A 21,476-nucleotide genomic window follows, 5' to 3' on the forward strand; every position below is an offset into this window, starting at 1 on the left:
GGGGGGGGGGGGGGGGGGGGGGGGGGGGGGGGGGGGGGGGGGGGGGGGGGGGGGCCCGCGGGGGGGGGGGGGGGGGGGGGGGGGGGGGGGGGCGTTTTCCCCCCCCCCCCCGGCGCCCCCCCCCCCCCCCCCCCGGGGGGGCCCCCCCCCCGCCCCCCCCCCGCCACAGCGACCGACTGAAAGAACCTGAGGCGATCCCTTTGCCCGTCCGAAACAACGTCATACCTTGGGCGCCCGCCGCACTCGTGGCGATCTCCCTGCTCACCACGAGTTGCGCGAGTCACGACGACAGCGCGTCCGCCTCACAGGCCACCGCTTCGGCCTCCGCTCCGCACGGTTACGTCGAGGGTGCTCAGGAGAAGGCCGAGCAGCAGTCGCGGCTGCTGCTGAACGACCCGGACACCGGCGACACACGGGTACTCGATCTGATCACCGGCAAGACGCACAAGGTGTCCCGGACTCCGGGCACCATCGAACTCACCACCGACGGCCGCTTCGGCTACTTCCACACCGCGGGCAGCACGCGCATCCTCGACGGTGGCGCATGGATGGTGGACCACGGCGACCACGTCCACTACTACAGTGCGGCGATACGTGACGTGGGCCGGGTGCCCGGAGGCCGGGGCACCCGTGTCCGCAGCGATGCCGCCGTCACGGCGGTGACCGACGAGGACGGCCGCGCCAGGATCTACCGCCGGGCCGGTCTGGAGAAGGGCAAGGTCGGCTCCGCCCGCCCGCTTCCCGGGACACACGCGGGAGTTGTCGTGCCGTACGCGGAGCACCTGCTCGGCGTCACGGACGACGGGAAGGTCGCGGTGTACGACCGCGAGGGCCGGCGGGCCGCGTCGCCGGACGCCCGGTGCGAGGAGGTGCGGGGCGACGCCGTCACCCGGCGCGGAGTCGTCCTCGGGTGCGCCGACGGTGCTCTGCTCGTCCGTGAGGACGATGGCAGGTTCACGGCCGAGAAAATCCCGTACGGCAGCGACGTACCCGAAACGGAGCGGGCCACGGCTTTCCGGCATCGGCCCGGCAGCGACACGCTCACGGCGCCGGCCGGAAATCGGGCCGTGTGGGTCCTGGACGTCACCGAGCGCACGTGGACGCGGGTGGAGACCGGTTCCGTCGTCTCCGCCAACACCGCCGGTGAGGGCTCCGTCCTGATCGTCCTGGAGACCGACGGAGCAATCCACGGCTACGACATCGCCACCGGCAAGCAGGTCTCCAGGACGAAGCCGCTCCTGACGGGCGCCCCCGAGACCGGTGGCGACGGGGACGCGGGACCGGTCATCGAGGTCGACCGCAGCCGCGCCTACCTCAACGACTCCAAGGGCAAACGCGTGTACGAGATCGACTACAACGACAACCTGCGCATCGCGCGCACCTTCGACCTGGACATCGAGCCGGCCCTGATGGTGGAGACCGGACGATGACCACACGGATGCGAGGGCCGCGGCGGACGCGCACCCTCCTGCTGGTCCTGCTCACCCTCGCCCTGGCCGGCGCCGGTACCGGCTGTACGAGCCGCGACGACCGGCCCCGGGTGGTGGTGACGACCAACATCCTGGGCGACATCACGCAGGAGATCGTCGGCGACGAGGCCGATGTGACCGTGCTGATGAAGCCGAACGCCGACCCGCACTCCTTCGGTCTGTCGGCCGTGCAGGCCGCCGAGTTGGAGCGTGCCGACCTGGTGGTCTTCAACGGGCTGGGTCTGGAGGAGAACGTACTGCGGCACGTGGACGCCGCCCGCGAGGCAGGAGTGGCCACCTTCGAGGCCGGAAAGGCGGTGGACCCCCTCACCTTCCAGACGCATGACGACGGCGGCCCCGAGGAGGAGGCCGGGCAGCCCGATCCGCACTTCTGGACCGACCCCGACCGCGTTCGCAAGGCCGTGGGCCTGATCGCCGACCAGGTGATCGAGCACGTGGACGGGGTGGACGAGAAGGCGGTCCGCGCCAATGCCGACCGCTACGACGGCCGACTCGCCGACCTGACCGCCTGGATGGAGAAGTCCTTCGACCGCATACCCGAACCGCGGCGGGCGTTGGTGACCAACCACCACGTCTTCGGCTACCTCGCCGAACGTTTCGGTTTCCGGGTGATCGGTGCGGTGATCCCGAGCGGTACGACGCTGGCCTCGCCCAGCTCCTCCGACCTGCGCTCGCTCACCCAGGCGATGCGGAAGGCCGGCGTACAGACCGTGTTCGCGGACTCCTCCCAGCCCAAGCGGCTGGCCGAGGTCCTGCGCACCGAGCTGGACGGTCAGGTGCGCGTCGTCGAGCTCTACTCCGAGTCCCTGACCGAGAAGGGCAAGGGCGCCGGCACCTACCTGCAGATGATGCGCGCCAACACCACCGCCATGACCGACGGCCTGACCGGCGCCTGAACCAGAGCCCCTGACGTGCGCACCGGCCGTCCGGCCGCTCAAGCACACCCGCACCCACTGCCGCGCCCGCGCGGTACAGAAAGGAACACCCCGGTGAACAAGCCGATACGCAACAGAGCCTTCACGGGCACGGCCCTCGCCCTGGCGGCCTCCGCGGTCCTGACCGCCTGCGGAGGCCAGGACAGCTCCTCGTCGGACACGAAGGCCAAGAGCGCGCCGAGCACCAAGGCCGTGGCGGTCAAGGATCCGATCGTCGCCACGTTCGACGGCGGCCTGTACGTCCTGGACGGCGAAAGCCTGAAGCTGGCCAACACGATCGAGCTGCCCGGCTTCAACCGCCTGAATCCCGCCGGCGACGACTCCCACGTCATCGTCTCCACCGACTCCGGATTCCGCGTCCTGAACGCCACCGAACAGACCTTCACCGGCGTCGAGTACAAGGGCGCCAAGCCCGGCCACGTCGTCCAGCACGCCGGCAAGACGGTCCTGTTCACCGACGGCACCGGCGAGGTCAACGTCTTCGACCCCGCCGGCCTCAAGGGCGGCAAGAAGCCGGAAGGCCGCACCTACACCTCCGCCGAACCGCACCACGGCGTCGCCATCGAACTGACCAACGGCGAACTCCTCACCACCCTCGGCACCGAGGAGAAGCGCACCGGCGCCCTCGTCCTGGACAAGAACAACAAGGAGATCAAGCGCAACGAGAACTGCCCCGGCGTCCACGGCGAGGCCGCCGCCAAGGGCGAGGCCATCGGCATCGGCTGCGAGGACGGCCTCCTGATCTACAAGGACGGCAAGTTCACCAAGGTCGACGCCCCCGACGACTACGGCCGCATCGGCAACCAGCGCGGCAGCGACGCATCCACCATCCTCCTGGGCGACTACAAGACCGACCCGGAGGCCGAACTGGAGCGGCCGACCCGCATCTCCCTCATCGACACCGAGACCGCGAAACTGCGCCTGGTCGACCTGGGCACCAGCTACTCCTTCCGCTCGCTCGGCCGCGGACCCCACGGCGAGGCCCTCCTCCTCGGCACCAACGGCACCCTCCACGTCATCGACCCGGAGACCGGCAAGGTCGACAAGAAGATCCCCGTCGTGGACGACTGGCAGGAGCCGCTGGACTGGCAGCAGCCCCGGCCCACCCTCTTCGTCCGCGACAACACCGCGTACGTCTCCGAGCCGGGCAAGCGCCAACTGCACGCCATCGACATCGAATCGGGCAAGAAGATCACGTCCGTGACCCTGCCGAAGAGCACCAACGAACTGTCCGGAGTCGTCACCGGCCACTGATCCTCCGACCCCGGCGAGGCCGTCCCGCCCCGGCCGGGCCGCGGGTCTGCGACGGCCATGCCGGCGCGCCTCGGCCTCGCCTTGGGCCGGCTGCGCCGCCCGGGCGCGACGGACCGACCGGCGGTGGATGAGGCACTGGAGCTGACCGGGGCTCACCGCGCTGCGGCGACGCCCCGTCGGCCAGCTCTCCGGCGGCCGGCGGCAGCGGTCCTGGTGGCCCGCGCGCTGGCCGCCGGCTCGAGCTGTTCGGCCGACTGGCCGCGGAAAACAGGGCAGCTGCTGATGACCAACCACGACCTGGCGGGCGCCGCCCGTACCTGCCACCGGGTGGAGCTGATGAACACGGTCGTGGCCGAGGGCGGCCCCGAACTCCTCGCCGACCCCGACCAGGTGCTCCAGGCCTTCGGCAGTGGGCCGGCGCACTCCGCACCGGCGGAGCTGATCATGGTAGGAGTCAGGACCGGGTCTGGGCCCGGCTGCACCGTGTCCTCCTGGACGAGCTAAGCGCCCGCGGTGAGCGGGACCGGTCGCGGTGCGCCATCGGCTCCGTCAGCCTCAGGGCTGCAAAAGGGGGCCTCTGACCGGACCGAATCCGACCGACCGCGGCAAGAACGGATCCAAGATCCACTTGCATAACCGGACCAGAACGGACTGCCTCTGTCGCTGGACATCTCCGGCGCCAACATGCGCCGATGGCTCCGCAGGCCGGGCATCCGCCATCGCATCGCCCGAAAGGGCAACTGACACGACGTTCAACTCCCGTTTCCGGTCCTCCGTATCAGCGTGAGGCTGAGTCTCTATGCGGGTGGACAGTTCAGCAGACGACAGACGGTCGTTGCGGGACATCAAAAGATGAGTCCCGCAACGACCGTCAGCCCGGTGGTGATACCGAGGCTACTGTGCCGAGGCGGCGGAAGTGGGTGGGCTACCTGGTCTTGAAGCGGTGCGGACGCACGAAGTCCAGGCCGTCGATGGTCTGTTTGCCGAGGGCCTCGTGTGCGGCGATGTGGCCGTAGCCGGTGGCCATTTTGAAGCCTTTTCCGGAGAATCCGGTGGCGCAGTAGACGCGGCTGTTCTCGTCCAGCCAGCCGAGGAGGGGATGCCTGTCCTCGGTGAATAGGTCGGGGAAAGCGTCGGAGCGCACGATGGTGGGGGTCAGGCCGGGGAAGAAGTCGGTGACGATCTCGGTGACCTTTTCGATTTCTTGCGGGGTGAGTTCCCTTGGCACGGAGTCCGGGTCGGGAGTTGCCCTTCCGCGTCCGTCCAGTGGTCCGTCCACCGATGCCTTGACCGTCACGCCATCGACGGCGGGTGCGCCGTACATGGAGCGATCGTCGTACAGCCTGCTGAAGACGGGGAATTTCTCTGGCGTGAATTGCATGCCGTCCTGGGCGATGAACCAAGTCAGGACGATCCGATGGGTTTCCGTGACGGCCTTGAGGTGGTCGGGCATGAGCCTTCGGGACCAGCCGCCCGAGGCGACGATGACCTTCTCGAACGTCCAGGTTCTGTCGCCCGAGGCGACGACCACGCCGTGGTCGGTTTCGGTGATGCTGTCCACGGGTGTGTTCTGAAGGACGGTGGCGCCGTTGGCCTGGGCCGCCGTGACGGCGGCGCTGACGGCGCGGTCGGTGCGCAGGACGCCGGCGCGGGGGTCATAGATGGCGCAGTCGTCGGGGCGGAGGTTGTGCTGGGGGTAGCGGTCCGCCATCTCCTCCCGGCTGAGGACGCAGTGCTCGGCTCCGGTGATGCGCGTTGCTTCGAGGAGGCTGTTGATGAAACTGCCGTTCGCCGTCCCGATGGACAGGCCCCCGGTAGTCGTGAGGATTTCCTGCCCGGTTTCCGCTTCGAGCTCGGCCCACAGACTGCGGGAGCGCTCGATGATGGGGTAGTAGTCGGGTTTCCCGAGGTAGACCATGCGGAACAGGCGGGTGTCCCCGCCCACGGCACTGCGGCCGTGGGCCGGGGTGGCGGCCTCGAAGCCCACTACCGAGTCGGACAGCCGGGAGGCCTGCCACAGGGCCATGCTTCCGATGCTGCCCAAACCGATGACTGCGAGCTTTGCGTCCATGAGAGCAGTTTCCTTTTCGTCTACTCGTGAAGTCCGGCGAGTCGGCTGCCGAATCTGGCCAGGAGTGAGGTCTTGCTGGAACCCCTGCGCTCTTCCCACCGGTCGGCAATACCGAAGAGCCGGTACATGGCGTGAACGCCCAGCCAGCGGATGGGTTCCGGTTCCCACTTCGGTGCCCGGTAGCCGACCCAGGGAAGAGTGGTCCGCTCGGTTTCCCTCTCGAAGGCGAGCTCGACGAGAGTCCTGCCGCCGACGTAGGCCGACGTGACACCGTGTCCCGCGTAGCCGGTGGACGAGCCGATCCCGGATGCCGGGTCCCAGTGCACGCCGCCGTTCCAGTTCCGCGTGACGCCCAGGACTCCCGACCAGGCGTGGTCCACCTCGAAGGGAATGCCCGGGAAGAAGGAGCTGAGCTTCTGCGAGATCAGGTCGATGGTGGACTGGGCTGTCGCACCGGCTCCCCCCGTGCCGGACCCGAAGCGGTAGGGGACACCGCGGCCCCCCATGGCGATACGGCCGTCCGACGTCCGCTGGGCGTAGATGAAGGTGTGTGCGGAGTCGTTGAGGCACTGCGGCCCGTCCCAGCCGATCTCCTGCCATGCCTCCTCCGGCAGGGGCTTGGTCACGATCATCGAGGAATTGACAGGGATCAGGGTCCGGCTGCCGAGCAGCTTTCCCGAATAGCCTTCGGTGCAGATGAACGTCTTGGCCGCGGTGACGCGTCCGTTGGCCAGGCTGAGGGTCTTGCCCTCGACACTGTCCACTCGGCTGCCCTCGTAGATCTGGACCCCCATGGAGGTCAGGGTGCTGGCGAGGCCGTAGACGAGTTTCGCGGGGTGGAGCCGCGCGCAGTGCTTGTAGAAGAGCCCGCCATGGACGGTGGAGATGTTGATCCGGCTGCGGAACTCCTCCCGGTCGAGCATGTGGACTTCGTCGTCGGTCAGCCCGTACTTCAGGTCGGCATCACGCCTGGCGACAAGACGGCCGAGTCCCGCCCGAGTGTGGGCGGCGACGAGCGCACCACCCTTGTGCTGATCGGCATCGATGCCCTCGGCCTGGAGGATGTCCAGGACGGCGTCGACACCGGCGACGAATTCCTGCTGCAGTGCCCGGCTGGCTTCCAACCCGCCTCCGGCGCGGGCGAAGGTGGCACGGTTTCCTGGGGGCATTGCCGAGAGCCAGCCACCGTTGCGTCCTGATGCGCCGTACCCCACCTGTTCGGCCTCGAAGACGGCGACCGAGAGCGACGGTTCGAGCTTCTTGGCGAAGTACGCCGCCCACAGGCCGGTGTAGCCGCCGCCGACAATGGCCACGTCGACGGAGTCCTGGCCGGTGAAACGGGGGAACGAGGGCCTGTTGTCGGCGAGTTGGGCCACCCAGAAGCCGAGCTCTCCGTTTCGGGGTGGTGCCGCCAGGGCGTTCATGTGCGTCCTTCTTCTGTGTCTGGGAACCGCGTGGGCCGGTGCTGGAAGGCGGTGTAGCGGCCGTCGGCGGAGGAGGGTTGTCCCGGTGATGGACGGGGACTCCGACGATGCGAGGAAGAGGACGATGCGGCGAAGCACTGCATACGGTCGATGTCGTCCTGCGACACGTCGGCCGGCACGGTCGGCGCCGGGGTGTCATGCGCTCGACGAGGGTGTCGAGTGCCTGTTGGATCCGGTTCCCAGATGCATTCCTCATGATTGGTTCGCCGCTACACCGTGGTGCAGCTCATCTGGGTCTCGACAGGATTGCGGAGGAGGAGCTCGGCGACACCGATCGCGGCGCGAGCGTGCCCTCCGTCTCGCCCAGCACCTCGATGAGCAGTTCACTGGCCGCCTTGGCGACGTTCGACTGCTCACCGAGGTCCGGCGTGCCGGCCACGAGGACCACCAGCGTGTCACTGTCCCGGAAAGGCAGTCGGCCCGAGATGTAGATGCCTGAGCCCGCCAGCCGGTGGGGGACGAAGTACGCGTTGCGGGCGATTACGGGTGGCTCCAGTCCTCAGTTCTCCGCTCAGGCGTCAGGGACGCGGGAGGCCGAAGAGGACGGGGAGCTCGGCGATGTCGGTGATCCGCTCGTAGCCGAGCCAGTGCTCGTCGTGCTCCCAGCCGCGGTCCATGTACACCTTGTTCTTGATGCCCATGATTGCCGCGGAGCGGTGGTCATACATCGGGCTCGCGGAGACGTGCACGAGCTCGTCGGGTGTCACGCCGAGCTTGTCGAACGCGTACTCGAACGCACGGAGTCGTGGCTTGTAGACACCCATCTCCTCGGCGCTGATGACGACCTCGAACGGGGCCTTGAGGTTCTCCGCGAGGCGCACGGCGTGCTCGGTGTCGCTGTTCGTGATGATGACCAGCGGGACTTCCTCGGCCAGGCGGTTCAGCGCCTCGGTGACACCCGGGTACGGGCCCCAGGTGGGGATGCGGTCGTACACCGCCCGCGCTTCGTCCTCGCGGTACTCGAGACCGACCTTGTGCAGAGCGCGTTCCATGGAACGCGCGACGACCTGGTGGAACGGCTGGTATGCGCCCGTGCACTCGTCGATCCGGTACGCCTTGCAGATCCGCAGGAACTCATCGGCGACCTCAGCCGGCAGCCGGTCGCCCAGGACCTCGCGCATCGTGTCGTTGATGCTGAACTTGATCAGCGTTCCGTTCATGTCGAACGTCACGAACTTGGGCTTGATGTCGAATCCCACTGGTCCTCCTAGTGCTTGAGCGGAGCAGCCTCGCGCTCCGGCTCTGGTCGATTGTCGACCATCTGTTAGTCGATTGTCGACCAGGTGGTTTCGAATGTCAACGACGACCTCATGGCCAGTCGGCGCTCCCTCGAACCGCTGTCCTGCCCCTGCTCCTCGGTGCCTCTCTCCGCCATGGCCATGAGGCTCCTTTTTCTTGTGCGGTAGTCAGACGTCGTGTCAGTTGGTGGGCGGTGGCTGAGCAGGGCTGCGGTGATGCCGTCGTAGGCCAGGAGGTGTTCGGCTGCCTTGCCCTGCGCTCGTGGCGGCGGTGCAGGGGCGGAGGTCGGCGAGCAGGACGCTGTCCTCTTGGCGTCCGGAGGCACGAAGGTGCTGCGTCGCACATCCTGTGCACCGCCGAGCTGCGGACCGCCGCGCTCCCTCGGTCGGCTGCAGGCGTCCTGGCGGCTGCACCAGGTCGCCCTGCCGCAGATCCGCAAGCACCGCGTTGCCGGAACCGGCACCGGCCTGACAATCGAACGGCACCATCGAGACACCGACGTGTCACCGCGACCCGTGAGCCGGGAGGGGCACGGCACGGCTGTGATGCAGGAAGCTCCGTGCCCGAGGGCCAACTTGAGCGTGGATGCCAAAAACCATGCGGAGGTATAGTCGACAAACGACCAAATGGTCGACAGGCGCCGACGGAGGGCAACGGGGTGGACCACAAGTTCGAGTGGCAAGAGCAGCGGATGACGACGCCGGACGGCGTCTACCGCACACTGCGTGCCGCCATCCTCGACGGGACCGTACCTCCCGGTGGCCAGCTGCGCGAGGCGCACATCGCCGCGGATCTCGGGATCAGCCGCTCCCCGCTGCGCGAGGCGCTGACCAAGCTGGAGGAGGAAGGGCTCGTCGTAAAGATCCCCTACCGCGGGGCGTTCGTCGTGGAGGTGAGCGCTCGCGAGGTCGCCGAGATCGACTCGATCCGGCTACGTGTCGAACCCTACGCCGCCGAGCTCTCGGCCGAAGCACTGCGCGGTCCTGAGCGGCCTCAGCTGCTGCAAACCGTCGAGGATCTCCGCCGGGCAATGGAGAAGGACGACATCCCGGCCAGTATCGACGCACACCTTCGCTTCCACAGGCTCTTCTACGATCTCTCGGGGCACGGCATCCTGCAGAGTCTCTGGAACGGCTGGGAGACCAAGCTGCGCCTCTACCTCAGTGTCGATCACCGCACTTACAGCGACAACCCGCATCAATTGGTCGTCGAGCACGAGAGGTTGGCCACCGTTGCCCTGGAAGGCGACACCGACGCGTTTCGCCAGGAACTGGCCGCCCATTTCCCCATGGGACTGCGAGCCCAGCCGGGAGACCAAGGGGAACACGCGCACCGGCATGCATGAGGCCATGCACCCTGCGTGAAGTGTCCAAAGGCAACCTCATTCAGCGGGGTGGACGCGAAGCAGTGCGGCTCGGTGTGGCTCGGTGCGCTGGTGCCGTCCAGTCAGGTCACCGTCATCACCGGTTCCGCCACCCGCTCGGACATCACCTGCCTGCGGGGTCACCACGGCGATACCTGGCGCGGCCCTTGCCCGGCCGAGGTAGGGACGTATTCCAGGACCGAGCGCACCGGCAGCATCACGGCGCCGGGCGCGCCGCTTGGCTCCGAGGGACTTCCAGGGCTGCGTGATCGACGAGGCCGCGACCACCCGATAAGGATCTGTGCCCGGACTGCCGGGCGGACACCCACCGACCGCCGGGCGGCCCGAGCTGCCGCATGCTGCAACTCGGACCGCCGAATGCCGGCGCCTGTGCTGTCGTGATCGGTCCGCCGCGGGACCTTGAGAGGCAGGGGCGTCAGTCGGAGTGCGTCGGCGGCGGACGCGTCGGGAGTTCCCTCAAGAGCCTCCACGACGTCCCCATCGACGGTCATCCCGGCGTGTCCTGGGGGGCAGGGACGGTCGTGGAGTCCACGCTGACCAGGCACAAGTCCGCCTTGCTCTGGCGGGTGGCTTCGGCGATGAGGCCTTCGGCAGCGCGGTGAAGAGACCGGCGTTCCTCCCGGCCTGCGAGCGCCCGTAGGCGGTCGGCCAGTCCCGGACTCGCCTGCCATCTCGCGCCGCTGCGTGCTTGCCCCTGAACCGCCGCATCGCGCCGTCGAACTGATTCCGCAGTCGCTCAGGGCAGGGCCGTACTCGCCCATCGGCCAGAACGGTGCGGTCAACTTCCGCTGTTCGTCGGAGAGTTGCCTCAGCGTCATGGTCGTCTTCCTGTCGGATCCGCCTTCCTGCCGGACCCGGATCCGGATCCGCTCGACCATCCATGTCAACCGCTCGACATGATCGTCCACGCCGAACCTGATGAGACCGGTGAGCCGGGTCGCGACGTCGACCGTCGCTTACAGCAGCGTCGGTTGAGCCGCATGTGGCGTTCCGGGGCCGCACTCGGGGCTGAAGTCTGTATTGACAGTGCTCGACGGGCACCCATATGGTCGACAAACGACAATACGGTGGCAGTTTTAAGCCACCATATGGTGCTTTGTCGCCACTGTTACTCGAGAGGAGAACCGAGTACAGATGATCAAGATTCATGCGATGCAGGTTCTTATGGGGAACTGCATGGGTTTGTTCCCTGCTCCGTCTGCGGAGGGGGCGCGATGAGCCAGTCCGTGACTTCGGCAGCGAACACCGACTCGGCTTCCGATCGGCTTCACGCAGCGGGCCTGGCCCTTCCCGAGCTCCGTGACAACCCGTACTACGTGCACCACCGGAAGGTGGGCTCCAGCATCTACATCTCGGGCCAACTGCCTTACAAGGACGGTCGGCTGCTGGGGCAGGGCACTGTCGGCAGGGACGTCGAGCTGGAGACGGCCAAGGAGCTCGCGCGCCATGCCGCGCTCAACTGCCTCGCCGCCGCTGTGCAGGCGGTGGGCGATCTGGACCGGGTCCGGATCGTGCAGATGCTGGTCTTCGTGGCCAGTACGCCGGACTTCGGTGAGCAGTCGAACGTCGCCAGCGCGGCCAGTGACCTGCTCATCGAGGTGCTGGGCGAGAACGGACGACACGCCCGCACCGCGATCGGTGTCGCCGGGCTGCCGCTCAACAGTCCGGTCGAGATCCAGATGGTCTGCACCGCTGTGTAGGTCGGGCCCGACGGCGGTGTACGCAAGTGCGCGCGACATTGCGGGCCGCGCGCGTTCGGCATCCAGGGGGAGTCAGCACCCGTGCCCCTCGGTCATTTCAGGCAGAACCACAAGGAGGGCAGCGTGAACCGGCTGCAACGAGCACTCGACGCTCTGGTCGAGCGGATCGACACCCCCGCGCCGATCGTGCTGGTCGACGTCATGCAGGGCAACATCGACCGCATACAGAGCTTCGCCGACCAGCGCAACCTCAAGGTCAGGCCGCACGTCAAGACGCACAAGTGCGTGGAGATCGGGCGACGCCAGATCGAGGCCGGCGCGGTCGGGATCACCGCGGGAAACGTCGGTGAGGCCGAGGTCTTCGCCGCGGCCGGATTCGACGACATCTTCCTCGCCTACCCGATCTGGGCCGCGGGAACGAAGCGAGCCCGGATCCGCCGGCTCGCCGAGTCCGTCCGGCTGCGGGTCGGCGTCGACAACGTCGCGGCGATCGAGGCCCTCGCCGACGCGATGGGAGACGAACCGGACCGGCTGCACGTCGTGATCGAGGTCGACTGTGGCGCCCGTCGGTCCGGGGCGCCGCCCGAGGCTGCGGGCGATCTCGCGCTCGCCGCCCGCAAGCGCGGTCTGGTGCCGGTGGGCGTCTTCACCTATCCAGGTCACGGCAGCACCGGTCAGGATGCGCGCAGGCGCGCGGCGCAGGACCAGGAAGCCGCGCTCATCACCGCGGTACGCAGCCTCGCCGACGTCGGGGTCACCGCAGAGGTGGTCAGCGCCGGCTCCACGCCCACCGTCGAGTACTCCACCAGCAGCAGCGTGATCACCGAGATCCGTCCCGGCGAGTACGTCTTCGGCGATCGGAACAACGCCCGGCTGGGCTCCTGTACGGACGACCAGATCGCGTTGTTCGTCGCCGGCACCGTGGTCAGCGACTGGGTCCCCGACCAGGTCATCCTCGATGTGGGCACCAAAGCCCTCAGTCGCGAAGGCAGTCCCGAGATCGGCTACGGCGGCATCGCCGGCACGAAGGCGGTCCTGGCGAAGCTCAACGAGTACCACGGGTTCCTTCCCCTGCCGGACGGCGAGTTCCGCCCGAGCGTCGGCACCGTCGTACCGGTGGTGCCCAACCACGTATGCCCCGTCGTCCTCGGTTTCGAGGAACTGATCGTCACCGACAGCACGGGCACGTCGCTGCAGCGCTGGCCGGTCGACGCCCGCGGATTCCTCAACTGACCGGCACGGGACGAGATTTTCGTGGCCGAGCGCGCAACCCGACCTACCTCCCCCGTAAAGGAGTGCCTTACATGAGACTCAACAACGTCGCGGCCTTGGTGACCGGCGCCAGCAGTGGCATCGGGGAGGCGGTGAGTTCCCACTTCCGGCGCGAGGGCGCGCGGCTGCTGCTCACCGGCCGCAGGGAGCGGCTCGACAGCGTTCAGCCCGACGACCTGTATGTTCCTGGCGACCTCAATGACGAGGCGTTCGTCGAGCACCTGGCCAAGCAGGCCGCCGAGTCCTTCGGCACCGTCGATGTCGTCGTCCTCAACCACGGCCTGCAGGCCAGCAGTCCGCTGACCGAGATGGCCTACGACGACGCGAAGAACGTGCTCGAGAGCAACCTGCTCAGCGCGTTCCTGGTGATGAAGCACTTCGCGCCGCTGATGCCCGAGGCCGGCGGTTCGTTCGTCTGCGTCGGCTCACGACTCGGCATGGTCGGCAAGCCCGGGGAGGTTCTGTACTCCGCGGCCAAGGGAGGCCTCATCATGCTCGCCAAGGGCGCGGCGATCGAATGGGCCCCGCGCAACATCCGTGTCAACGTCGTCGCTCCGGGCCTGACCGCCACCCCGATTATCGAAGCGGCGTTCCAGCGTAGGTCCGACCCCGAGGGCTACCGCCGCGAGCGCGAGATGCAGATCCCGCTCCAACGCCTCGCCACCCCTGAAGAGGTCGCTGACGCGGTGCTCTTCTTCGCATCGTCGGAGTCGTCGTACGTGACCGGATCGGTCCTGACCGTCGACGGCGGGTACACCGCCTTCTGACCACCCTGCTGGGCATCACCACCAGCAATGGGCTGATCGGCCTGCTCTCCGTCTCGCCTTCTGCCTCGGGCGACCGCCGATTGCGGCATGAATGGTCGAGCACGCGTCGAGCGTGTCCCCCCAATTCGCCGCACTCGAACGGTGCCACCCACAGTGCGCCCGTGCCGACAACCGCATCCGAGCCCCCGGCCACCGCGGCACCAGCTGCGACGCGTCGCCGGCCTCCGCACGTCGCGAACGGGCCACGCCCACGAGTGCGTGCCAGACGCCGCTCGGCAACGGCTCATCGACCGTGGCCGCGGCTACCAACCTCTCCAGCTCAAAAAGGAAAGACATGTCGCTCCTGAAGGCCATCGACACCCATCCCTCCTTCGCGCCGCGCGAGTCCGGCCCGCTCCCGGAACGCCTGATTTCCGGCAACCCCGCCTTCAAGACCTGGGCCCAGGACGTCGCCCGTGGGGAGTCGATCCATACGGGCGTCTGGGAAGCGACGCCCGGCGAGATGCGCTCGATCAAGGGCGAGACCTTCGAGTTCTGCCACATCCTGTCCGGCATCGTCGAACTCACACCCGAAGGCGGCGAGCCGGTGATCTACAAGGCCGGCGACAGCTTCGTCATGAAGCCGGGCTACGTCGGCGTCTGGAAGACCATCGAAACCGTGCGCAAGATCTACGTGACCGTGATGTGATGTCACGCCCGTCCCCGGTCGCCTTGGGGATCTCTCCCGAAGCTACCTGCTGAGCAACGTCGCCGGGCCGATGGACCGCTCGGCCCGTTCCTCAGCCGCAGGCCCGGCACTGCTTCATCCCTCACGAGAGCCCTCATGCTGCGGCTCTGGTGAGGACCGCCCCCACTCCGCTGGTCACCGCCTGTCACGGCTCCAACTCCCCACCGCCACTCAGCAGGCTTCCAGCCGACGTCGCCCCGACGACAAGGTCGTCGCGGACTCGATCCACCGCGAACACGCGCCCAAAGCGGCGATCGGCAACGCAAGCGGGCGGATGCTCTGTCCGCGTTCGCCACCCTGCACCATCCCACCCCCACCGCACCCGCGAGGCAAAGCCCCGCACAGCTGGTCCCACGCGTCCCCAGATGAGGAGTATTGCCATGAGTGATGCCCAGATCGGTCGTAGAGCGCTCCTGCGCGGAGCGGGCGGCCTGGCCGCCCTCGCCGCTCTTCCCTCCCTCGCCGCCTGCGGCACCGGCACCAGCCGCGTGTCGTCCGGTGGGGGCAAGGGCGGCAAGACGGTGGTCATCCGCGACAGTGGCGGTTCCTACGGTGCGGCGCTGCAGAAGGCGATCTACACGCCGTTCACGCAGGAGACCGGCATCAGCGTGAAGGTGCTCAACCTGGACGACGCCCCGCTGCTGGCGCAGATCAAACAGGGCCGCCCGCAGTGCGACCTCATCAACAACTCGATGATGTCCCACACCAAGTACGTGAAGCAGGACGCGCTGGAGGCGCTGGACCTCGACCGGATCAAGAGCGTGAAGAGCGCGAAGATCCCCGACAGCCAGATCACCGACCATGCCATCGGCAGCAGCTTCTACGGCGCCTGTATGGCATACCGCACGGATGCTTTCGGGGGTAAGAAGCCGGAGTCGTGGGCGGACTTCTGGGACACCAAGGCGTTCCAGGGTGCCCGTTCGATGGTTCACCCGGACGGTGACCTGCCGGAGCTGGAGTTCGCGCTGCTGGCCGACGGTGTCCCGATGGACAAGCTGTACCCGCTCGATGTGGACCGCGCCTTCGACGTGCTGACCCGGCTGCGGGGTGACATCAAGAAGTTCTGGGACAGCGGCCCGCTCCCCGGTGTGCTGCTCAGCCGCCAGGAGGTGACGATGTCCACCGTGTGGGACGGCCGTATCGCCGACCTGCAGAAGCAGGGCGTCCCGGTGGAGCGGCAGCTCAACGGTATGCGCCGTCAGTTCCAGGGCTATGCCATCGCCAAGGGCGCGGCCAACGCGGACAACGCCTACAAGCTCATGGACTTCTCGCTGCGTGCGGAGAGCCAGGCCGCCCTGGCCAAGGCCTTCCCGTCGAACCCGGCTTCTGCGGAGGCCTACACGATGCTCACCAACGAGGAGCGTTCCCAACTCGCCGGTGCGCCCGAGTACTTCGACAAGGGTTTCGACACGGACATCGACTGGTGGCTGAAGAACGAATCGGCCGTCACCAAGCGCTGGTTGGAGTGGGCTCGTGGCTGAATTCGGTATCGCCGCACCGTCGGTGAAGGTGTCCGGCAACAAGCCGGCCGCGGCCACCGGCAAGTCGCTGTCGGTGGTGGCGTTGCGTAAGACCTATGGGGACGTGGTTGCCGTCGACGAGGCGTCGATGGAGATCGCGGCGGGGGAGTTCGTCACTTTCCTCGGCTCCTCGGGGTCGGGCAAGACCACGACGTTGATGATGATCGCCGGGTTCTGCGAACCGGACTCCGGCACCATCACCGTCGGGGACCGGGATGTGACGCGGCTCGCGCCACAGAAGCGAGGCCTCGGCTTCGTCTTCCAGCAGTACCTGCTGTTCCCTCACATGACGGTCAGTGAGAATGTCGCCTTCCCGCTCACGCTGCGCGGGGTGCCGAAGGCCGAGATCCGCCGCCGGGTGGGGGAGACGCTGGAGATCGCCGGTTTGTCCGGGTTCGGTGGCCGCAAGCCGCGTGAGCTGTCCGGTGGTCAGCAGCAGCGGGTGGCGCTGTGCCGGGCGCTGGTCTACCGGCCGCCGGTGATTCTCATGGACGAGCCGCTCGGTGCTCTGGACAAGAAGCTGCGCGACCAGCTCCAGGTCGAGATCAAGACCATCCAGCAGGAACTGGGCCTGACCGTCATCTATGTGACGCATGATCAGGAAGAGGCGCTGGTGATGTCGGACCGTATCGCGGTGATGCGCAACGGCCTGATCGAGCAGTTCGACACCCCGAGGGAGCTGTTCGAACGGCCGAAGACCCCCTTCGTGGCGGACTTCCTCGGCGCGGCGAACTTCCTTACCGGCCGCGTGGAGCAGCACAGCGACGAGCACACCCTGGTCCGCCTCGACAACAGTGGCGGCCTGCTGAAGGCGCGCCGCCACGACCTGCCCTCCGGCAGTCAGGTCAAGGTCGCCGTCCAGCCGGGCCGGTTGCGGGCCTGCGCTACCGACGACGGGTTCTGTACCGGCACGGTGGAGACCGCGACCTATGTGGGCACCCTGGTCCGCGCGGGCGTGCGCATCGACGGCGGTGGCGCCCCGCTGCTGCGCCTGGAGGTCCCCGCCGGCCGGGGCCCCGTCGCCGGCGAGCGGATCGGGATCACCGCCGACCCGGACGACGTCAACCTCTTCGCCGACGAACAGGGCGGGTGAGCCATGACCGCCCTCACCGCCACCGCCCCCGCCCGTCCGCGCAAGCTCCTGGCTTCGCGCAAGACCAGGGTCGGGATCCTGTACGCGCTGCCGGTCGTCGTCTATCTGCTGGTGCTGTTCGTCTACCCGATCTTCAGCACGCTGCTGCTGAGCCTGAAGGACGCGGACGGGTCGTTCACGCTGCACTGGTATGCCGACGCACTCACCGGCGTGAACCTCTCCGTGCTGTTGACCACGCTGCGGATCTCCGCCGAAACGGCCGTGCTCAGCCTCGTCTTCGGGTTCGTCCTGGCCCAGGCCATCACCCGGCTCAAGCCCATCCTCGCGGGCCTTGCGATGCTGGTCGTGGTCGTGCCGCACTTCGTCTCCGCGCTGGTACGCACCTACGGCTGGATCATCATGCTCGGCGACAAGGGCCTGGTGAACGAGACCCTGACCGCGATGTCGGTCCCCGGAGCCCCGTTCCAGCTGCTCTACAACGAGCTCGGTGTCGTCATCGGCACCACCTCGATGATGCTCCCCTACACCGTGCTGCTGCTGTACGGGGTGATGCGCGGGGTGGACCGGCGCCTGCTGGCCGCCGCGGCCAGCATGGGCGCGGGCAAGGTGACCATCTTCCGGCGGGTGTATCTGCCGCTGGTCGGCCCCGGCCTGGCCAGCGCCGGACTGCTCAGCTTCATCCTCTCGCTGGGCTACTACATCACCCCCGCTCTGATGGGCGGACCCGACCAGACGATGATCGCCACCCTCATCAACCAGCAGGTCACCAAGGAGAACCAGTGGAACGGGGCCGCCGCGCAGGGCGTCATCCTGCTGGTCCTCACCCTGGCCGGACTGCTCCTGGTCAAGGCCGTCACCTCGCTCGGCGCCAGCCGTAAGAAGAGGAGCGGATCATGATGGAGCTGCGCAAGTCCCTCGCCGGACGGATCGCCCTGACCGCTGTCGCCACCGTCATCCTGCTGTTCCTGGCCCTGCCGATCGTCGTCATCCTCGTCACCTCCTTCAGCAACAACGCCTTCGCCTCCTTCCCACCCGAGACGTGGACGCTGAACTGGTACAAGGCCCTCTTCGCCGACGGCAGCAAATGGCCGGCCGCGCTCTCCCTGAGCGCCCTGGTCGCCGCCCTGAGCACCGTGTTCTCCCTGATCATCGGGGTGACCGCGGCGACCGCCCTGGTCCGCAGCGAACTCCCGCTGCGCTCGGCGGTCTTCGCCCTGGTCCTCGGACCGCTGGTCATCCCGCAGATCGTCACCGCGCTCGGGCTGTTCCTGCTGTTCGAACCGGCCGCGATGCTGGGCAGCCCGATCGCCATCGCGCTCGGCCACACCGTGCTCGCCTCACCGATCGCGGTACTGATCCTGATCGCGACCCTGCGCGGGATCGACGAACGCCTCGAAGACGCCGCCGCCAGCATGGGCGCCGGCCGGCTCACGATCGCCCGGAAGATCACCTTCCCGCTCGCCGCCCCCGGCATGATCGCGGCAGCGATCTTCTCCTTCATCACCAGCTTCGACGAGTTCTACATCTCCCAGTTCCTCTCCTCGGTGGACACCGTCACCCTGCCGGTGCAGGTCTACAACTCACTGACCTTCGAAATCGACCCCAGCGTCACCGCCGTCAGCGCGATCCTCATCGCCTTCGCGATCCTCGCCCTGGGCCTGGTGGCCCTGGTGCGCTGGCTCGGCTCCGGACGCCAGGACTCCCTGCTCTCGGTCGAGAACACGGTCGGCGTCGCCAACCCGGGAGGCGACGCCGTATGACCACCCACCGATCGTGCTCTCTCAACACACCATCCTGCGATCAGCGAAAGAGCCACGCGCATGACTGACACGCTCACCGCTCCCTCAGGGGAGTCGGCACTCGTCGATTCCGTCCCCCGCGGTTTCCTCGCCCACGACTGGCAACCCGCCACCGGCGGTCGCACCTTCGAGGTGCGCAACCCCGCAACCGAGGAAGTCATAGCCACCGTCGCCGACTGCGGCGCACAAGACGCGCTCAAAGCACTGGACGCGGCGGCCGCGGCCGCCGACCAGTGGGCCCTCACCAGCCCGCGGGAACGCGCAACCGTCCTGCACCGGCTCACCGGCTCACTGATCGAACACCGTGAGCGTCTGGCCCGGATCATCACCCTGGAGATCGGCAAGACGATCACCGAAGCCCGGGGTGAGGTCGACTACGCCGCGGCCTATTTCCGCTGGTACGCAGAGGAGGCGGTCCGCCCCCATGCGCGCAGCACTCCCTCCCCGGATGGCAAGAGTCACATCGTCACCGTCGCCGAACCGGTCGGGCCCTGCCTGCTGATCACTCCGTGGAACGTGCCGCTGGCCATGGCTGCCCGCAAGGCCGCCGCCGCCCTCGCCGCCGGCTGCACCGCCGTGCTCAAGCCGGCCGCGCTCACCCCGCTGTCCTCCCTGGTGCTGGGCGAGTTGGCGCGTGAGGCCGGCGCGCCCGCGGGTGTCCTGACCGTGATCACCAGCAGCGACGCGGCAGCGGTCACCACGGCTCTGCTGGCCGACCCCCGGCTGCGCAAGCTGTCCTTCACCGGGTCCACCCCGGTCGGCAGGCTGCTGCTTCAGCAGAGTGGTGCCCGGGTGCTGCGCACCTCGATGGAGCTGGGCGGCAACGCGCCGTTCCTGGTCTTCGACGACGCCGACCTCGACCTCGCGGTCCGCGAAGCGATGATCGCGAAAATGCGGCTGGGCGGTCAGTCCTGTGTCGGCGCCAACCGGTTCCTGGTCCAGGAGGGAATCGCCGACGCGTTCACCGCTGCCATGGGTGAGCGGATGGCCGCCACCAGGGTGGGGCCCCCGGATCGGGAGGACACCGAGCTCGGTCCGCTGGCCGACCACCGTGCGGTGGACAAGGTCCGCCACCTCGTCGAGGACGCGGTGGCCCGGGGTGCCGTCGTCGTCGGCAAGGCGGACATCCCTGACGGGCCGGGCCACTACGCCGCCCCCACCGTGCTGGACCACGTCCCCGCCGACGCCGCGATCATGCACGAGGAAGTCTTCGGCCCCGTCGCCGCCATCCACCGGTTCTCCACCGAGGCCGAGGCCATAGCGGTGGCCAACAACACCGAGCACGGCCTCGCGTCGTACGTGATGACGTCCCACATCGACCGCGCCCGCCGGGTCGCCGCCCGTCTGCAGGCGGGCATGGTCGGCATCAACCGCGGCCTGGTCTCCGAGGTCGCGGCACCCTTCGGCGGGATCAAGCAGTCCGGTCTGGGCCGTGAAGGCGGGCCCGAGGGCCTCCACGAGTACCAGCAGCTCAAGTACCTGTCCCTGCCCGGCTTCAACACCTGAGCAAGGCGGACTCCAGTGCGGGGCTCGCCCACGTGCCAGCCGGGCGACGCAGTGACCAGGATGATGATCCGTTCCGCGACGTCCACTGGCGGGCGGCCAAATCCGCCCCGGGGTGGCCAGTCTCCGGCGGCGGCTTTGATACCGCCGGCCTGGCCGCCCGCACGGATCTTCGGCAGGACGGCGCTGTGAAGCAATTCCCGCCGCCGGCAGCTGCCTCGCAGTGCCTGGTCACCGACGGCAAGGGGCATCCAGCAGCTGGCCAGGCGTCTGGGCGTTGAGCAGCCACGGAAGCCCGGGGGGAGTCTCGGTTCTTTCTCACCGGGCCCGCACCATGCTCCGCAGGAAGCCATGGCACCCCGCGGTCCGCGTGCCGTGGGGGCTGCCGTTTCCACGAACTTGTGAAGGAGACGGTCGACCGCGGACGCCACCGACGAGAAGATCATCGCCGAGCTGACCCGCAACGCCCGCATCTCGCACTCCGAGCTGGCCGGCAAGGTGCTGTTGTCCCGCAATGCGGTGCGCCGGCGCATCGAACGGCTGGAGTGCCAGGGCCACATCGCCGACTACACCATCGTCCGCGCGGGCGACGAAACCGGCAATGTCATCTCGGCGCTGGTCCTCGTCCACCGCCAGGACCGCATGCGCGGAGGCGACGTCCTGGCCGCGCTCAAACGCATCCCCGAGGTCGTCGTCCGCGAGATCTCAGCGGTGACTTCGACATCGTGGTGCGCCTGGAGGCGGCCTCGCTGGGACGCGTAGGGACATCTGGGCATCGAGTGCAACGGGTGTGACGCCATCGCTGAATGGCGCGATGGCAGCCTCAGCTCAGCACGGCCTCTTGCTGACAGTGGTCGTTTGTGCTTCGGAGGTCCGGTGCTCCCACGGCTTGAATACGAGCCGCTTGCCGCCGCGAGCGCGCGCGTCCCGCAGCCCAGCCTGCGCGGACGGCTCGGCGTCGCACTCACGCTCAGGACACTGTGAACCCGAACCGGGTGCGGCGCTCGGCCGCGAGGACGTCGGCGTGGTGGGCGGCCGCCCGGCGGGCCTGCACGATCTCGCAGGTCGGCAGCAGTGCCATGGTCCGCTCGTCGCGCAGGTCGACCGGCGGGTGGAACCTGCGGTCGGCAGGCAGGCCGAAGGCGTTGGGGCAAGGGACCGTGTGCCTCCGGGAAGCCGGGTTGCGGTGCCCAATGACGTGGCCGTTCACGGGTACGCCGCCGACGCTCGCCGCATGG

At 68.3% G+C, this 21,476-nt stretch carries 19 protein-coding genes and 1 pseudogene; 16 read left to right on the forward strand and 4 right to left on the reverse strand.

What is annotated here, in order from left to right:
• The first annotated feature begins 200 nt into the window (after positions 1 to 200).
• From ACIREI_RS44050 to ACIREI_RS44070, 5 genes and pseudogenes are all read left to right on the forward strand, one after another.
• Positions 201 to 1,430, forward strand: coding sequence for a hypothetical protein (locus tag ACIREI_RS44050; RefSeq protein ID WP_403345796.1), 1,230 nt, complete (start codon positions 201 to 203; stop codon positions 1,428 to 1,430).
• Positions 1,427 to 2,386: a zinc ABC transporter substrate-binding protein AztC gene (aztC, locus tag ACIREI_RS44055; protein WP_403345798.1), complete on the forward strand. Its 960-nt coding sequence runs from the start codon at positions 1,427 to 1,429 to the stop codon at positions 2,384 to 2,386. The genes ACIREI_RS44050 and aztC overlap by 4 nt, the downstream gene beginning before the upstream one ends.
• A 93-nt stretch (positions 2,387 to 2,479) precedes the next feature.
• Positions 2,480 to 3,679 carry a zinc metallochaperone AztD gene (aztD, locus tag ACIREI_RS44060; protein ID WP_403345800.1) on the forward strand — a complete coding sequence of 400 codons (1,200 nt, stop codon included), beginning with the start codon at positions 2,480 to 2,482 and terminating at the stop codon, positions 3,677 to 3,679.
• Between the two features lie 282 nt (positions 3,680 to 3,961).
• The gene (locus ACIREI_RS44065) at positions 3,962 to 4,183 is read left to right on the forward strand and encodes a hypothetical protein (protein WP_403345802.1); all 222 of its coding nucleotides are present in this window, start codon (positions 3,962 to 3,964) and stop codon (positions 4,181 to 4,183) included.
• Positions 4,132 to 4,417: pseudogene (locus ACIREI_RS44070) on the forward strand (IS5/IS1182 family transposase); the annotation flags it as partial. The gene ACIREI_RS44065 and the pseudogene ACIREI_RS44070, both read left to right, overlap by 52 nt.
• Before the next feature lie 187 nt (positions 4,418 to 4,604).
• Here the strand turns inward: ACIREI_RS44070 and solA are convergent.
• The 4 genes from solA to ACIREI_RS44090 form a co-directional block, all read right to left on the reverse strand.
• Complete coding sequence (gene solA / locus ACIREI_RS44075; RefSeq protein ID WP_403345804.1) at positions 4,605 to 5,849, reverse strand: N-methyl-L-tryptophan oxidase; 1,245 nt, start codon at positions 5,847 to 5,849, stop codon at positions 4,605 to 4,607.
• Positions 5,771 to 7,174, reverse strand: coding sequence for an NAD(P)/FAD-dependent oxidoreductase (locus ACIREI_RS44080; RefSeq protein WP_403345806.1), 1,404 nt, complete (start codon positions 7,172 to 7,174; stop codon positions 5,771 to 5,773). The genes solA and ACIREI_RS44080 overlap by 79 nt, the downstream gene beginning before the upstream one ends.
• A 286-nt stretch (positions 7,175 to 7,460) precedes the next feature.
• Entirely contained in the window at positions 7,461 to 7,613 is a 153-nt protein-coding gene (locus tag ACIREI_RS44085) for a hypothetical protein (RefSeq protein WP_403345808.1), read from the reverse strand.
• Positions 7,614 to 7,752: 139 nt separating this feature from the next.
• The gene (locus ACIREI_RS44090) at positions 7,753 to 8,433 is read right to left on the reverse strand and encodes a haloacid dehalogenase type II (RefSeq protein ID WP_403345810.1); all 681 of its coding nucleotides are present in this window, start codon (positions 8,431 to 8,433) and stop codon (positions 7,753 to 7,755) included.
• Positions 8,434 to 9,131: 698 nt separating this feature from the next.
• On the opposite strand from ACIREI_RS44090, the gene ACIREI_RS44095 reads away from it, so the two are divergent.
• The 11 genes from ACIREI_RS44095 (at position 9,132) to ACIREI_RS44145 (ending at position 21,000) form a co-directional block, all read left to right on the forward strand.
• Entirely contained in the window at positions 9,132 to 9,818 is a 687-nt protein-coding gene (locus tag ACIREI_RS44095) for a GntR family transcriptional regulator (RefSeq protein WP_403345812.1), read from the forward strand.
• Positions 9,819 to 11,083: 1,265 nt separating this feature from the next.
• On the forward strand, positions 11,084 to 11,557 hold the full coding sequence (locus tag ACIREI_RS44100; RefSeq protein WP_403345814.1) for a RidA family protein: 474 nt from the start codon (positions 11,084 to 11,086) through the stop codon (positions 11,555 to 11,557).
• Positions 11,558 to 11,680: 123 nt separating this feature from the next.
• The gene (locus tag ACIREI_RS44105) at positions 11,681 to 12,790 is read left to right on the forward strand and encodes an alanine racemase (protein WP_403345816.1); all 1,110 of its coding nucleotides are present in this window, start codon (positions 11,681 to 11,683) and stop codon (positions 12,788 to 12,790) included.
• A gap of 71 nt (positions 12,791 to 12,861) precedes the next feature.
• The gene (locus tag ACIREI_RS44110; RefSeq protein ID WP_403345818.1) at positions 12,862 to 13,596 is read left to right on the forward strand and encodes an SDR family NAD(P)-dependent oxidoreductase; all 735 of its coding nucleotides are present in this window, start codon (positions 12,862 to 12,864) and stop codon (positions 13,594 to 13,596) included.
• A 91-nt stretch (positions 13,597 to 13,687) separates the two neighbouring features.
• The gene (locus ACIREI_RS44115; protein ID WP_403345820.1) at positions 13,688 to 14,284 is read left to right on the forward strand and encodes a cupin domain-containing protein; all 597 of its coding nucleotides are present in this window, start codon (positions 13,688 to 13,690) and stop codon (positions 14,282 to 14,284) included.
• Between the two features lie 419 nt (positions 14,285 to 14,703).
• Positions 14,704 to 15,804: an ABC transporter substrate-binding protein gene (locus tag ACIREI_RS44120; RefSeq protein ID WP_403345822.1), complete on the forward strand. Its 1,101-nt coding sequence runs from the start codon at positions 14,704 to 14,706 to the stop codon at positions 15,802 to 15,804.
• Positions 15,797 to 16,936 carry an ABC transporter ATP-binding protein gene (locus ACIREI_RS44125; RefSeq protein ID WP_403345824.1) on the forward strand — a complete coding sequence of 380 codons (1,140 nt, stop codon included), beginning with the start codon at positions 15,797 to 15,799 and terminating at the stop codon, positions 16,934 to 16,936. The genes ACIREI_RS44120 and ACIREI_RS44125 overlap by 8 nt, the downstream gene beginning before the upstream one ends.
• 3 nt (positions 16,937 to 16,939) lie before the next feature.
• Positions 16,940 to 17,833 (forward strand): ABC transporter permease, encoded by an 894-nt coding sequence (locus ACIREI_RS44130; protein WP_403345826.1) that lies wholly within the window; start codon positions 16,940 to 16,942, stop codon positions 17,831 to 17,833.
• Positions 17,830 to 18,696 carry an ABC transporter permease gene (locus tag ACIREI_RS44135; RefSeq protein ID WP_403345828.1) on the forward strand — a complete coding sequence of 289 codons (867 nt, stop codon included), beginning with the start codon at positions 17,830 to 17,832 and terminating at the stop codon, positions 18,694 to 18,696. The genes ACIREI_RS44130 and ACIREI_RS44135 overlap by 4 nt, the downstream gene beginning before the upstream one ends.
• Positions 18,697 to 18,756: 60 nt before the next feature.
• Positions 18,757 to 20,241 carry an NAD-dependent succinate-semialdehyde dehydrogenase gene (locus tag ACIREI_RS44140; protein WP_403345830.1) on the forward strand — a complete coding sequence of 495 codons (1,485 nt, stop codon included), beginning with the start codon at positions 18,757 to 18,759 and terminating at the stop codon, positions 20,239 to 20,241.
• Between the two features lie 501 nt (positions 20,242 to 20,742).
• Positions 20,743 to 21,000, forward strand: a complete 258-nt coding sequence (locus ACIREI_RS44145) for a hypothetical protein (protein WP_403345832.1) — start codon at positions 20,743 to 20,745, stop codon at positions 20,998 to 21,000.
• Positions 21,001 to 21,476: the final 476 nt, after the last annotated feature.

Origin of the sequence: Streptomyces sp. NPDC093591 (genome assembly GCF_044764885.1) — a bacterium.
Taxonomy (GTDB): domain Bacteria; phylum Actinomycetota; class Actinomycetes; order Streptomycetales; family Streptomycetaceae; genus Streptomyces.